At 36.8% G+C, this 13,048-nt stretch carries 14 protein-coding genes; 9 read left to right on the top strand and 5 right to left on the bottom strand.

What is annotated here, in order from left to right; genetic code table 11:
- Positions 1-357: 357 nt before the first annotated feature.
- On the bottom strand, positions 358-1,848 hold the full coding sequence (locus tag AC1DVK_RS24940; RefSeq protein WP_410862132.1) for a DHA2 family efflux MFS transporter permease subunit: 1,491 nt from the start codon (positions 1,846-1,848) through the stop codon (positions 358-360).
- 516 nt (positions 1,849-2,364) lie between these two features.
- On the opposite strand from AC1DVK_RS24940, the gene AC1DVK_RS24945 reads away from it, so the two are divergent.
- The 5 genes from AC1DVK_RS24945 to AC1DVK_RS24965 all read left to right on the top strand — a co-directional run bounded on the left by AC1DVK_RS24945 (position 2,365) and on the right by AC1DVK_RS24965 (position 7,335).
- A complete protein-coding gene (locus tag AC1DVK_RS24945) occupies positions 2,365-3,183 on the top strand; it encodes a TIM barrel protein (RefSeq protein WP_477627638.1) in 819 nt (272 codons plus the stop codon).
- A gap of 24 nt (positions 3,184-3,207) precedes the next feature.
- Complete coding sequence (locus AC1DVK_RS24950) at positions 3,208-4,551, top strand: amino acid permease (RefSeq protein WP_477627639.1); 1,344 nt, start codon at positions 3,208-3,210, stop codon at positions 4,549-4,551.
- A 134-nt stretch (positions 4,552-4,685) separates the two neighbouring features.
- Entirely contained in the window at positions 4,686-5,699 is a 1,014-nt protein-coding gene (locus AC1DVK_RS24955) for an SIS domain-containing protein (RefSeq protein ID WP_317778761.1), read from the top strand.
- Positions 5,700-5,756: 57 nt separating this feature from the next.
- Complete coding sequence (gene frlD, locus AC1DVK_RS24960; RefSeq protein WP_318686269.1) at positions 5,757-6,539, top strand: fructoselysine 6-kinase; 783 nt, start codon at positions 5,757-5,759, stop codon at positions 6,537-6,539.
- A gap of 67 nt (positions 6,540-6,606) precedes the next feature.
- Entirely contained in the window at positions 6,607-7,335 is a 729-nt protein-coding gene (locus AC1DVK_RS24965) for a GntR family transcriptional regulator (protein WP_101221531.1), read from the top strand.
- 36 nt (positions 7,336-7,371) lie between these two features.
- On the opposite strand, the gene AC1DVK_RS24970 is transcribed toward AC1DVK_RS24965, so the two are convergent.
- Positions 7,372-7,542, bottom strand: coding sequence for a hypothetical protein (locus tag AC1DVK_RS24970; protein WP_477627640.1), 171 nt, complete (start codon positions 7,540-7,542; stop codon positions 7,372-7,374).
- Between the two features lie 43 nt (positions 7,543-7,585).
- Positions 7,586-8,095 (bottom strand): DinB family protein, encoded by a 510-nt coding sequence (locus AC1DVK_RS24975; RefSeq protein WP_410862137.1) that lies wholly within the window; start codon positions 8,093-8,095, stop codon positions 7,586-7,588.
- A gap of 316 nt (positions 8,096-8,411) precedes the next feature.
- Between AC1DVK_RS24975 and AC1DVK_RS24980 the strand changes: the two genes are divergently transcribed.
- Positions 8,412-8,618, top strand: a complete 207-nt coding sequence (locus AC1DVK_RS24980) for a hypothetical protein (protein WP_061462595.1) — start codon at positions 8,412-8,414, stop codon at positions 8,616-8,618.
- A gap of 372 nt (positions 8,619-8,990) precedes the next feature.
- Here the strand turns inward: AC1DVK_RS24980 and mscL are convergent, their stop codons facing one another.
- Positions 8,991-9,389, bottom strand: coding sequence for a large conductance mechanosensitive channel protein MscL (gene mscL, locus AC1DVK_RS24985; RefSeq protein WP_089364512.1), 399 nt, complete (start codon positions 9,387-9,389; stop codon positions 8,991-8,993).
- 387 nt (positions 9,390-9,776) lie between these two features.
- Here mscL and AC1DVK_RS24990 point away from each other — a divergent pair, with 387 nt between their 5' ends.
- Both AC1DVK_RS24990 and AC1DVK_RS24995 read left to right on the top strand, forming a co-directional pair.
- Complete coding sequence (locus tag AC1DVK_RS24990) at positions 9,777-10,034, top strand: hypothetical protein (RefSeq protein ID WP_477627641.1); 258 nt, start codon at positions 9,777-9,779, stop codon at positions 10,032-10,034.
- Complete coding sequence (locus tag AC1DVK_RS24995) at positions 10,018-10,359, top strand: hypothetical protein (RefSeq protein WP_410862138.1); 342 nt, start codon at positions 10,018-10,020, stop codon at positions 10,357-10,359. The genes AC1DVK_RS24990 and AC1DVK_RS24995 overlap by 17 nt, the downstream gene beginning before the upstream one ends.
- 475 nt (positions 10,360-10,834) lie before the next feature.
- Here AC1DVK_RS24995 and AC1DVK_RS25000 read toward each other — a convergent pair whose 3' ends face one another.
- Positions 10,835-11,644 carry a DUF2935 domain-containing protein gene (locus AC1DVK_RS25000; protein WP_089364543.1) on the bottom strand — a complete coding sequence of 270 codons (810 nt, stop codon included), beginning with the start codon at positions 11,642-11,644 and terminating at the stop codon, positions 10,835-10,837.
- 901 nt (positions 11,645-12,545) lie between these two features.
- Between AC1DVK_RS25000 and AC1DVK_RS25005 the strand changes: the two genes are divergently transcribed.
- Positions 12,546-12,770: a hypothetical protein gene (locus AC1DVK_RS25005; protein ID WP_477627642.1), complete on the top strand. Its 225-nt coding sequence runs from the start codon at positions 12,546-12,548 to the stop codon at positions 12,768-12,770.
- The last annotated feature ends 278 nt before the right edge of the window (positions 12,771-13,048 follow it).

Below are 13,048 nucleotides of genomic sequence, written 5' to 3' on the forward strand. Positions count from 1 at the left end.
TCAATCAATTCTTCCAACACAAAAGAAAAGTCAATAAGTTCATTGATCTTGCGTAACATGTTATCCTTTGGAACCACTACATCATAAATGGCCATATGAGGACTAAAAACCATAGACGTTTGTTTTTGAATCATCGTACTCACCCACATAAATTTATTACCTTGATTATAAAACAAAAAAAGGTAGATTTCCTCAGAATAAACTGAGAAAATCTACCTCTATTGGCCCGGAAGGGACTTTTTCAGTGCCCTCCTAAAAGAGTCTCTTTTTTTTGCCTTGTTTTCTTGGGGCAAGTCAGTTTAATAATAAAAGAATTTTTTATACCTTGGAAAATAGGTTGGATTTAGCCTTGTTAATTCAAGATGTTTTTTTTGATAGGCGATTTGTAATGGTATCTTCTTGTGGTGAAGTTTGCCGTATATAAAAGGCCAGGATGAATGCAATTATGGTCAATCCTGTTGCTATCATGAATGCATCATCCACTCCCATTACGCTACCTTGTTTAATGGCCGTCGCCATTTGTGATGTATTATCCGGTGATATGTTCCTTTGAGATAAGATTTCCTGAACATGTTTCGTTCCTTGGTTTGTCATGATGGACACAAAGAATGCCATGCCAACAGCTCCTGCCACCATTCTCAACGTATTGACCATTGCTGTGCCGTATTTATTTAGGCTAAGTGCCAATTCATTTAATCCGGCTGTGAAGATAGGCATCATCAGTATCGACATTCCGAACATTCTAATGGTATATACCCACACCACATAAGAATAGGACGTATCTGTTTGAAGCCGCGTTAAAAGATAGGTTGTAATGATAGTGATGGCAAGTCCGCTCACCGCAAGCCATCTCGCACCAAATCGATCAAACAGCTTACCTGTGATAGGGGACATGATCCCCATTAAAATCCCGCCAGGCAATAGCATGAGACCAGATTCCATCGGAGTGAACCCACGAATGTTCTGCATATAGATTGGCATGATGATCATTCCAGAGAACATACCCATGGTAGCGATGATGTTAATGATTGTCGTTAATGTGAACATCCGATACCGAAAAATTCTAAATTCCAAAATAGGATGCTTTACAGTAAATTGCCTCCAGACAAATAAAACTAGACTGATTCCTCCAACAAGGAACATCGTCAGGACTTCGAAACTGCCCCACCCCTTGGTACCGCCTGTAGCAAATCCGTATAGAACTCCGCCGAATCCGATAGTGGATAGAATAACACCCATTTTATCGAGTTCGGGTCGGCTGGTTTTACCTACATTTTTAATGATGAAAATTGCAAAAATAAAGTTAAGAAGGGCAAATGGGAAAATGATAAAAAACAGTACTCGCCAAGAATAATTTTGGATAATCCATCCTGATAACGTCGGTCCTACGGCTGGGGCAAAATTCATCGCGATACCAAAGATGCCCATTGCAAATCCACGTCTGTTAGGAGGGAATAAAGTGAAAATTACATTTGTAATCAAAGGGAATAGAATCCCTGCACCTGCAGCTTGAACGACACGTCCGATTAATAAGACGGAGAAGCTGGGGGCAATTCCACATAAAAAAGTTCCTAAGGCGAAGAGTCCCATCGAAGCTAGATATAATTGTCTTGTATTAAATCGTTCCATTAAGAAAGCGGTAATCGGGATGACAATCCCATTAACCAATAAAAAGATAGTTGTAAGCCAATTAGCTGTTGCAGCTGATATGTCAAAATGATTCATTAATTGAGGCAATGCGATATTGATTAAAGTCTGATTTAAGAAAGCGATTAGAGCACCAGCCAGTATCACCGCAAACATGGGACCTGTACGTACTTTAGTGATGGCTGTTTTGTCGTGATTCATTATTATGGCACGTCCTTTCCGCTAGGATAGTACAAATTGTACTGCCTGCTATTTTTAAAAGTTTAGAAACTAATTCGTCTCACGAAGTATTAGTGTAAACCCACCTATATTTTCCGGTAAAATACAGCATTTAAGGAGATTCACCTCAATTACGGCTTTTTTGAGGTGTTTATTCTTTATTAACCACTCACTTACAATATTTCAGGATACATTATCTCTTGGAAATCCCCCAGGTTAACATCCATTCTACAGGTATATCATATTTCAAACAATAATCACCAATATAATACTTACAATGTACCAGAGAAATTTGTTCACTAGGTATAGTACTTTAACATTCTACCATTCGTATTCACTAAAAAATAGTTAATTAATTTTGAACAATAAAATCACGACTTTTCCGTATTTTGTGAACGATTATATTTTTAATATTCAAAATAATCATTGCAATCAATGTACTGGTTGATTATAATACAAAGCATAACAAATAAAAGTTATTATGAGGGGGTGAAATAATTGAATATTGCGGGGATGAATATAACTTTTAGGCATTTCCCTTTTCATTATTTTTTGGATTGCATGGACAACCTTGGGATTAATAGCATTGAGTTATGGGGTGGTGAGCCGCATTTGTATGTTTATCGAAACATATTAGGAAATATAAGGAGTTTGAGAAGGGAACTTAAGTCTAGAAATATGAAAATCATTTGCTATACCCCCGAACAATGTATCTATCCTTATAACATTGCATCCTCGGATGCTCATTGGCGAAAAAAAAGCATGGAATATTTTATGGGAAATCTTTATGCCGCGCTGGAGTTAGACACAAACATGATGCTTATCACTTCTGGAATAGGGGACTTTTCTGTCTCACAAGAGGAATCATGGAAATATGCAAGTGACTCAATCTTTCAATTAACCAAAGTAGCTGAGATGGAAGGTTTGATTCTTGTTTTAGAGCCATTGACAAAGTATGAATCCAATCTGGTAATCGACTCAAAAGGGCTGAAGAAAATGTTAGAGGAAATCCAATCTACTTCATTAAAAGGAATGATAGATACGGTTTCCATGCATCTGGCGGGTGAAACACCTGATGAGTACTATTCCTTCCTTCCCGAATTAGGCCATTTTCACCTAATGGACGGGGATGGTCAATCAGATGCACATTTGGCACTGGATGATGGGGTTTTAAATTGGAGGGAATATTTAACAAGCCTTCAAAGCCATCGTTACAAAGGAAGTTGTACTTTAGAGATTATGGGATCAAATTATTATCAAAATCCAATAGATGCAATCAAAAAGTCAATTGAAAAAGTTAGGGAATTGGGAATTTAATCATCTAATTTGGAGGAACTCTTTATGAGTAATGGCACACTTACACGAAAACTGGGTTTTTGGTCTGCTCTGGCTATTGCTGTTGGAACTACAATAGGGTCGGGTATTTTTGTCTCATCCGGTGATGTTGCAAAGGCTGCGGGTACTCCTTCAATTTCCATTCTAGCCTGGATAATAGGCGGGGTGATTGCCATTCCGCAAGTAATGGTGCTGGCGGAGTTATCGACAGCATACCCCCAAAATGGAAGCGGTTACGTTTATTTAAATAAAGCTGGGTGGAGGCCTCTGGCATTTTTATATGGATGGGCCACTTTCTGGGCGTTGGACCCTCCATCCATATCGATTATGGCCTTAGCCATCGTTTCTTATTTAGCAACCTTTTTCCCATTTTTCTCTGGGGTCGCCGGGAAATTATTGGGTATTGCGATCATCCTGCTCATCACATCGATTCATTATCGAAGTGTGAAGGAGGGAGGTCTTTTCCAAGTCATTATCACGGCTATCAAGATCATTCCTTTCCTGATTGTCATTGTCTTGGGAATTATGTATATGAATCCTGATAACTTTGCTTATACACCAGGACCTGGTGCCCAAAAGTCAAGTTTAATAGGTGGTGTATCCGCAACCACATGGGCATATACGGGAATGGCTGCGATTTGTTTCATGGCTGGGGAGTTCAAAAATCCAGGGAAAATACTTCCACGAGCTCTTATTAGTTCGGTATTCATCGTGTTGGCTTTATATACGCTGTTAGCCGTTTGTGTCATCGGTTTGATGCCGTTTGATGAATTAATCAACTCCAATGCGGCTGTTTCTGAAGCTGTAAAATATATTCCGGGATTATCTGATATTGCATCATCATTCGTGGCCATTACGGCGATTATTGTTATCTTGGGTTCGCTGAGTTCTTGCATAATGTTTCAGCCCCGCCTTGAGTACGCAATGGCAAAGGACGGACTATTCTTTCAACGTTTTGCAAGAGTTCATCCTAAATATGAAACTCCAAGTTTCTCTATCATCGTTCAGGTTACGTATGCATGTATACTTGTGTGCTTCAGTAATTTAACAGTATTACTTGGCTATTTCACACTGATTCAATTGGTAATTAACATCATGGACTTTGCCGCTGTTTATAAATGCCGTAAAAGGGATGATTATAATCCAATCTATCGTATGCCAATGTGGAGGTTAACGACGCTTTTAGCTATTCTTGGAGCATCATGGCTGGCTTGGGGAACATTTACTTGGGCGCCTACTCAAGGAGTGATTGCAGCATTGATCGTCATCGCAACAGGTCTGCCGGTTTACTATTATTGGGAAAGGAAATATGGATCCAAGAGAAATAACGACAGTGATATCGTGGCTTAGCAGAATTTTAAGGGAAGTTAGGACTTCTTTTGACAAACACACTAAAATTTAAAATAAAACAATTGTACAAATTATTATGTTTGGATATAATACAAGACATAACAAATAAACAGAGGTAGGGGAGGAAGCTGTTAATGCTAAAGTTTGATGAGGAGTTATTTCTAAATCTTGTAGAAAAAGAGGGCCTTGCTTTTAGAGGCCAGATTGAAGAAATCGTAGATGGAATCACAAAAAGGGGCTACAGCAATATTTTCCTTATTGGTGCTGGTGGCACCATAGCCATGATGTATCCATATGAATACATTTTAAAATCAAATTCTACCATCGATGTCCATGCAGAAATTGCTGCTGAGTTCATGGTGATGAATCATAAGCATTTCAGCAAAGATTCAGTCTGTATTTTTACATCTGTATCCGGGACTACTCAAGAAACAGTTGCAGCGGCTGAATATTGTAAAGAAAAAGGCGCAACTACAATCGCTTTAGTTGCAGAGCCAAATACTCCGTTAACACAAATTGCGGATTACTGTATAACGACTGGTTCTGAAACGCACTCTTTTGATACTTTCTTTATGCTTTTGTACATGATCGTCTTCCGTTTCATGCATAACAACAATGAATTCCCGCAATATGAACAATTCACGAAGGAGGTTTCTCTACTTCCGCATGCAATTCTAGATGCCGTAAAATCTTTTGATAAAAAAGCAGAGGAATTTGCCATTACACATAAAGACACGGATTACCACATGATGGTCGGTTCTGGTAACCTATGGGGAAACACTTATTCATATGCCATGTGCATTTTAGAGGAAATGCAATGGATCCAGGCGAAATCCATCCACGCTGCAGAGTTTTTCCATGGTACGCTTGAACTTGTTGTTGAAGATACAAGTGTTATTTTACTAAAAGGGGAAGATGAAACTAGACCGCTGATGGACCGTGTAGAGAGATTTGTAGAAAAAATCTCAAAAAATATTACGGTTATTGATACCAAAAGCTTTGAAATGGAAGGCATCAGCGAAGAATTCAGAAAGCATTTTTCTGTTAGCATCAACTGGTCAGTATTAAGTCGAATCAGCGTATACCTTGAGCGTGAAAGAAATCATCCATTATCACTTAGAAGATATTATCGCCAAATGGAATATTAAGATAAGTGGAGCACTACTTAGTAGTGCTCTTAAGTTTCAAGAAAGCGGGGGAAAATGATGAGAACGGTTACAGTCGGAGATAACTGTATGGATGTTTATCAAAAGAGCGGGGAGGTCTATCCTGGGGGTAATCCTTTAAATGTGGCTGTCTATTTAAGAGGGTTAGGTGCTGACTCTGCTTATATCGGCTGGGTGGGCTCCGATCGATACAGTGAAAAAATGGTTAAAGCGATTCAGGAAAAAGGTGTTGATATTTCTCATCTTTCGCGGAAAGAAGGAAAAACAGCTGTTACTTTTGTTGAAATGGTAGGAAATGACCGCAAGTTTGGAGAATATGATGAAGGTGTCATGAAACATTTCCGCTTAACGACAGAAGAACTCCATTACATTCAAACATACCAGCTCATACATTCAGGGATTTGGGGACATGCGGATAAGTACTATTCCTTATTTAAAGAAAATGGAATGCTCACGTCTTTTGATTTCTCAGATCAGCTAGATCATGATCTAGTGAAGACTTTACCGAAGTTTGTTGATTATCCTTTTTTCTCTTATACGAAGGATGATGCTTTTATCCGCCAATTTTTAAATGATGTAAAAAATCAAGGATCTAAAATTGCGGTCGCCACTTTAGGAGAAAATGGTTCACTTGCCTATGACGGCATTCAATTTTATCAATGCGGTGCCGTTGAAGCGAATGTGGTGGATACAATGGGTGCGGGGGATTCCTTCATTTCCGGTTTTATTTATGGATTATTGAAAGGCCAATCTATCGAAAATTGCTTAGAATTGGGTACAGAGTCTGCTGCGAAAACCATTAGCTATTTCGGTGCGTGGTGACTGGGACTGTAAATCATGTATAATAGGTAGTAAATAATAAATTTTGACGGATAAGGATGAATCTAATATGAATTTAAATCCTTCAACCCCCCAGCCACTATATATGCAAATAAGGCAAATGTTGAAGAATGATATTCAGAACGGTAAATACAAACCAGATGAACAAATCCCAACCGAAGCAGAGCTTTGTGAAACTTATAACGTTAGCCGCATCACCATTCGAAAAGCAATCGAGGAATTGGTAAAGGAAGGAACACTGACACGTATTCCGCGCAGGGGTACCTTTGTTGCATCTAATAAGTTTCATAATGAGTTGTTATCCATAAGTGGATTCTCAGAGTTTAGTCATCAGCTTGGGAAGATACCGAATTCCCGGATTTTAAGAAGTGAGGTCATAGCCGCACCAAAAGATGTTGCAGGTCATCTCCTCATTGAAGAAGGAAGCCCCGTTCTCGAACTGGAGCGACTCATGTATGTAGATGAGCGTCCGCTTTTCTACGATACCGCTCATTATTCGTTACTTCGTTTTCCGGATTTGGAAAAGAAGATCGCAAGGGATGAATCAACTTATAAGATCCTATTGGAAGATTACCATACCGAAATAGTCAGTAACGATAAAATTATAGACGTGATTGGTGCTACAAAAATCTATGCTAAATATTTAGAATGCGATATTGGCGCAAATTTATTTAGAATAGTAAAGATTGCTTTCGATGCAAACGACCAGCCTGTGCACCTCTCAACGTTCATGTGTGAAACCAACAAGGTCAATCTGACTGTTCATCGGGCAAAATAGGTCATGCCATAAATTTGGCATGACCTATTTAAACATCTAGTTTTGATTTTCCTTCTCCAAACTTTCTTCTTTGATCATCGCATTTAAAATATCCTTACAATTAAAACACAAGATTTTCTTGTTATCTAACAGAATACCGTTCAGAAAACCAGCCGTACAATATACATCATGTGCACAGCGAACACAAGAGCCAACTAGTTCATCCATCGATACATCCCCCTATTCAGGAAATGGTATATAGTTTGGTGTTCTATTTTGAATAAAGGTAAAGGCCAAAATCTTGCATAACGGAAGTGTGCCCCATTTGTCGCAACATGGTAGCTATATTACCACGATGATATGATCCGTGAGTGACAACATGAAATACCGATTCGGAAATGGAAGTTTCAAGCAACCCAGCATATGGATTATCCACGACAATTACCTTTTCCATATCCTCCACACTTTCCAGAAGGGCTTTGTTTCTTTCGGATAAGTCTATAAATGTTTTTTTCATTTCCTCAATACTTTTCTTTTCCACCACTTCTCTTAATAGATTAAAAGACTTCATTGCTTCATCCATACTAGTACCTGAGATAATGTCAAACCAAGTGTAATCTGTGAGATAAATGTGAGACAACACTTTAGATACCGAAGAAAAACCACTCTGAATATCCTTATGATAAATGTCCTCTGGAAGTTCAGTTAAACGATCAATGATAACTCCATTTGCCCACACGTGGTAGTTGTACATATTTAATACTTGTTCGGGGTGGTTCATATAAAAAACCTCCATTTTGGGTCGTATTGAACAATTTATGCCCTAAATGACAAAAAAATTCAGTTGAATTCAAGAAAGTATATTTATTAATATGTTTATATATAAATAACAGCACTTCCCATCAGGTAGGATGAGTATGAAGTTATTGCATACTTCCTCCACTGCTTTATCCATGCACCTTTCATTGCAAATTTACTAATGTTAAAACGAAATGCGAATCTTTCTGATTATAGATATTGGCGCATCCATATAAGGATGCTATTTCTTGCAGGAAATTAGCTCCCTATATCGAACTGATAGTAAAGGAGATGGTAATATGAATCTGAGAATTAAATATAGGCTTTATATCCATGTTGACGGAAAGCTTATTCCAGAGAAGTATGATCGATATGAGATACTAAACGTCAGAGAAGGTATAGATCCTAATGATACTAAGGATTACCAAGAGCTTATTAAAAAATTGGGAAAGTCAATTAATCGGCCTGTAAATGAATTTGAAATTAAAAATTATGAGTCCATGTAAGGGCATCCTCTCGAGGATGCTTTTTATTTTGGAGAATGAGAGGTGAATCCGGTAATTTTGAACTTTCACCGTTAATTAAACAAGAAAACGCCATTGATTTAGAGGGGATACCTTTTATTGCAGATTATCATTTAGTTTTTTATTAGATAATTCATCTATTGATTTTGCGGTTGTATCAAAGGAGGGTGTTCTGCCATGTCATTTAATACTTTTTCACGTTCTATTTTTGCTTCTAGAATGGCCCTCTCTTAATTGAGAGTGGCCAAATCGTTAATTATTTATATGTCTTCTTGAACTTTCGTTTCCGTTACTCCAAGAAGACATGCGACCATTATTATTAAATGGTTCCGTGTGTTGAATTAAAGTATGAAATTATAATGTTTCATCCTGCCTTGAATTTTTTTGTAAAAGGTCACGAATTTCCTTTAAATATTGCTCGGTTGCCGGTACCACTACAATTACCTCTTCCTCGTCCGTTTGCTTTTTTCTAATTAGAGAATTCGCTATCTTCATAAACATGAAAATCGCAAACGAAATAATCAAGAAATCAATCACTGCTTGAACAAATGCACCGTATTGAACATCCACGCCATTAACTGGAAAGGCTAACGAAGAAACATTGACCCCTCCTAGTAAAATTCCAACTAGAGGTGTGATAATATTTTCGACTAGCGATGAAACGATTTTCCCAAATGCAGCACCCATCACTACAGCTATAGCAAGATCGAGAACGTTTCCTTTAGTTATAAACTCCCTGAATTCCTTTATCATCGTAACTACACCCTTCTTTTTTTATAGATAAAAGCATATCAGAAACATGGAGAAAATTGAATAGAGTAAGTGACCTCTATTATTTCCAATGATAGGAATAGGCATCCGTTTAATCTTTTGAAATCCATTAATAAGTAGAATGAAAGCAGTCAATCAAAGGGGGGAGCTTTCACAAAACATTAAAAAGTCGTTATAAAGCATGTCTTATTGCGGGGTGGTTTTAACGTTCCTAGAACCAAGCCTTATTAAAGCTTTACAAATAGTACTTAAAAAGTAATTCAATAGTTATGGAAGGCAGATGGGGAATGTCTAAGGGGCAATCGTCACTGAAGGCAGGTAAAGAAGCTTTCACTAAATTGTTACTATAAAAGGGAGGGAGGAATATAAATGTTTTTGATTGGCGATAATTATATTATTGTACTACCCCCTAAGTGGTACTCCTCCATTGTTAAATGGCCTTCTCAAATTCGAGAGGGCTTTTTTTTGTGGGCATTGGTTAATTATTTGTTGATCTTCGATAAAAGTTTAAAGCAAAGGGCGGTATCGATTAGGAGTTTTGTCCTTTTTGTGGATAAAGGAGGAAATTACGTTTCGTTTGAAGAATGTTTTGAAGATGGGGGTGGAATAATTGCGACAAAATATTGAACACGACTTATCTAAAGAGGATATTTTTAGAATGATTGTTAAACACCTTGATGTATTCCCGTTGACTTGTCTAGACGCTATCAGAGAAGTTATTAGAAGTTCATTAAAACAACGGGGCTTAATAGGAGGAGTAACTAAACAAACAGGAGCAGCTGCTATAACCTATAACCGGAAAATATCAGAAAAAGATATACAGTTAATAAATGATTGTATTTATGACCTTTTATATAGCCGAGTTATCCAACCTGGCATTAATAATGATAATCGAGATTTACCATGGATTTCTGTTTCTGATAAAGAGAAACTAAAAAAATATCTAAACTGAAAAGTATAGTCCGATAAATCAGAGAATTTTTCCATCCGGGAGAAATTTCCCCCTGAATGTTTGAAGGAGCAAGAATACTGCATTAGGTGTAAAGATAATTATTGGAGGAAAGATATATGTAGCGAATGGGGATTAATGCATAAACCGATTTTATAAATCCGAGGAATTTGAGATTCTCAAAAATGCAATAGTTGGATGTCCTAGAAAAGTGGGCATATTACAAAGCAGCCAAATTATTAGGTCATGAGCGGTAAGAGTGCCATTTAAAATCTAGCTAGTGCTTGAATATCCTTTATAGTTAAGCTAGGTAAGAGTCCAAAAAGGATGGGCTTAGGGGGAATGGATAAAATTTTGTGAACTCACTTTATTAACAGCAAAAACATAGGAAAAGCCCTTCTCTAAATCGAGAGGGGCCTATTTTAGGTTATAATCTCTTTATCCGATAATTGCAATTTTCTATATAATTCACACTCAATTAATTGTATGTTTCACCTGTAAGATGGGATTCAAACATATCGATAATTTCAAGGAAACGATTGGCCTCACGGAAAACGTGATCAGCCAATAAAGGATGGATAATGCTCTTGATTTTGCATTCTTCGATTAAATCTCTGGCGGTTTTCTTAAAGTCTCGAAGTGATACGACGGAAACACGGTTCTGATCTAGAAATTGATCCAAAAGAGGGGCAGTTTGAGATTGCGGCTTCATGGACTCTAAGTCTACAGCTTGAAAGACTAATTGATCAAAATCATTGCTAAAGTTTCGCGCCATATCTACAAGCTTTCTTTCCGATGGATCAAGGAGATGTCCAATAAATTTTGCATGATCCGCCATGATCCTTAAAAAGAAAACATTCTCTTTGATGATAGCATCAGCAAGTGGTTTCAATTTACCTTCATTTAATTCTTTTAATCGTTTTCTAAAATAATTGGCTTCCCTACTTATATGGTCAACTAAAAGTGGGAAATTGTTTGCACCAGGCAATTTACAGGTAAGTATTAACCCTAACACTTTCCTTTTAAAGAAAAATATGTTCGTAGCAGCTTGTTGCACTTCCGCATTAAATATTCTAATCTGTTCTGGATCAGTTTGATTTGTAAAGGAATGAGATTGCTGTTCTATCCGTTCAAATACATGAAAAAACTGATTAGCTTCGTCAATTAGCTGTGTATCTTCACATCTGAAACCCAGTCTTAGAAATAACGAGTGTTCCTTCATAATTCGTGACCAAAAACGGATTTCATCTAAAGAACGTTCAACAAACATTCCAGAATTATTTCTCATATTAGCTTCCTGGCTGTTTTCACTCAATACTATATCCCCCTTTATCCTTACCATCTTTAAAATCATATTAAAAAGGGGGCAATTGTATACCACTCAGTTACATATAAGTCACAAATAAATCAAATATCTCTTTTGAATCGTAGCCTAATAAATGAGAAAGGAAACAATCACTTTCAAGAACGGATCTTTCTATTCACTAGTGTCGAGTCTTTTGCAATTAGAAGGTATTGAAGTTTCCGAGAGTGGAGATCAAGCGTATAGATGATTCCAGGGAAAATGATTAAGGGAAAGGGAGGAATTATGGACCATGTTAATGGAGCAAAATGAATAAATAGAAATGGTTAGCAGAATATCCTAAGGAGTGCTCCTTGCCTCTACCAGGAATTAGTTGTGAACTCAATTAATATAGATCGAGCGGTGATGGATGTAACGGAATCTGGTTTAATGCTAGCAAAAAGGGTATACCATTGAAGAGATTCAATTAAAGAAAATAGACTGTATAGGAGAACTTGCTTAGTTTAACTTTCAAGATTTAGATGATGATAATGTATAACTTATTCTTAATTGCTAGTGAGAAACAGGGCAAGAAATCTTTTTTACTTGCTCTTTTTTCTGTTACAAAGATTGTGACAACTCTGCATGGTTCTTAAAGTACTAGATAATTGGTACATATAGAATGTATTGTAATAAATCGTCTATTGAATATTGACTCAAAACTAAATAATAATGTCTTTACCCGTAGAAACAAGTAAAGCCTTTCGAACTTTATTAAGAATGAAAATTTGTAAAATAGTATAATGATGATTTTTATGAATTTGGATTATAGGATATATAGAATGAAATAGGTTTTAGAAAAGAAACAAAGAAAATCATGAATTAGAAAAAGAGTGGGGTATATAAAATGACTGTTTTGTTTGGTACGGTCGAATACTTTGTACAAGAAATGCTAAGTCACTTAGAAATTTATCAAATGGGAAAATGGACAAAAGAGGATGAAATCTCATTAATATATTCAAAATTAGAAAATGAAATTTTATTCGACTTTGTATGTGACGATAAAGTTCGAATAGAATGTTTGAAAAACCTTGCCTATGCAACTAAAAGAATAAGGACAAAAGAATATTAATCTATAAAAAAGAGGATGTCCCAAGGAGGCTGCTGAAAAACTCACGTTTTTCTAACTAGTACGGTAAATCAAATTAAAAAAAGACGATTCTCATTCGGTACTTGAATAGAAATCGTCTTTTTTTGCTTCTGTTTGTCACTTTTTTAGGCCATTAATTTCAATATTCTTTTCAAGTTAACGGTGAAAATAGCCATTGCTCCTTGTAATTCCATGCCAAGTAGACCCGAGGATTTTGCAACATCATACCCGTGCCTGTGTTTCAATTCACTGTTTTTCGC

The organism is Peribacillus sp. P4_B1 (genome assembly GCF_056402395.1).

What these genes read in the sequence shown, in the direction of transcription:
- mscL (WP_089364512.1), bottom strand. Translation starts at nt 9,389, where the DNA reads ATGATAAAGGAATTCAGGGAGTTTATAACTAAAGGAAACGTTCTCGAT.
- AC1DVK_RS24970 (WP_477627640.1), bottom strand. Translation starts at nt 7,542, where the DNA reads ATGGATGAACTAGTTGGCTCTTGTGTTCGCTGTGCACATGATGTATAT.
- AC1DVK_RS25005 (WP_477627642.1), top strand. Translation starts at nt 12,546, where the DNA reads ATGACTGTTTTGTTTGGTACGGTCGAATACTTTGTACAAGAAATGCTA.
- AC1DVK_RS24940 (WP_410862132.1), bottom strand. Translation starts at nt 1,848, where the DNA reads ATGAATCACGACAAAACAGCCATCACTAAAGTACGTACAGGTCCCATG.
- AC1DVK_RS24980 (WP_061462595.1), top strand. Translation starts at nt 8,412, where the DNA reads ATGAATCTGAGAATTAAATATAGGCTTTATATCCATGTTGACGGAAAG.
- AC1DVK_RS24950 (WP_477627639.1), top strand. Translation starts at nt 3,208, where the DNA reads ATGAGTAATGGCACACTTACACGAAAACTGGGTTTTTGGTCTGCTCTG.
- AC1DVK_RS24965 (WP_101221531.1), top strand. Translation starts at nt 6,607, where the DNA reads ATGAATTTAAATCCTTCAACCCCCCAGCCACTATATATGCAAATAAGG.
- AC1DVK_RS24990 (WP_477627641.1), top strand. Translation starts at nt 9,777, where the DNA reads ATGTTTTTGATTGGCGATAATTATATTATTGTACTACCCCCTAAGTGG.
- AC1DVK_RS24975 (WP_410862137.1), bottom strand. Translation starts at nt 8,095, where the DNA reads ATGAACCACCCCGAACAAGTATTAAATATGTACAACTACCACGTGTGG.
- frlD (WP_318686269.1), top strand. Translation starts at nt 5,757, where the DNA reads ATGAGAACGGTTACAGTCGGAGATAACTGTATGGATGTTTATCAAAAG.
- AC1DVK_RS24955 (WP_317778761.1), top strand. Translation starts at nt 4,686, where the DNA reads ATGCTAAAGTTTGATGAGGAGTTATTTCTAAATCTTGTAGAAAAAGAG.
- AC1DVK_RS25000 (WP_089364543.1), bottom strand. Translation starts at nt 11,644, where the DNA reads ATGAGAAATAATTCTGGAATGTTTGTTGAACGTTCTTTAGATGAAATC.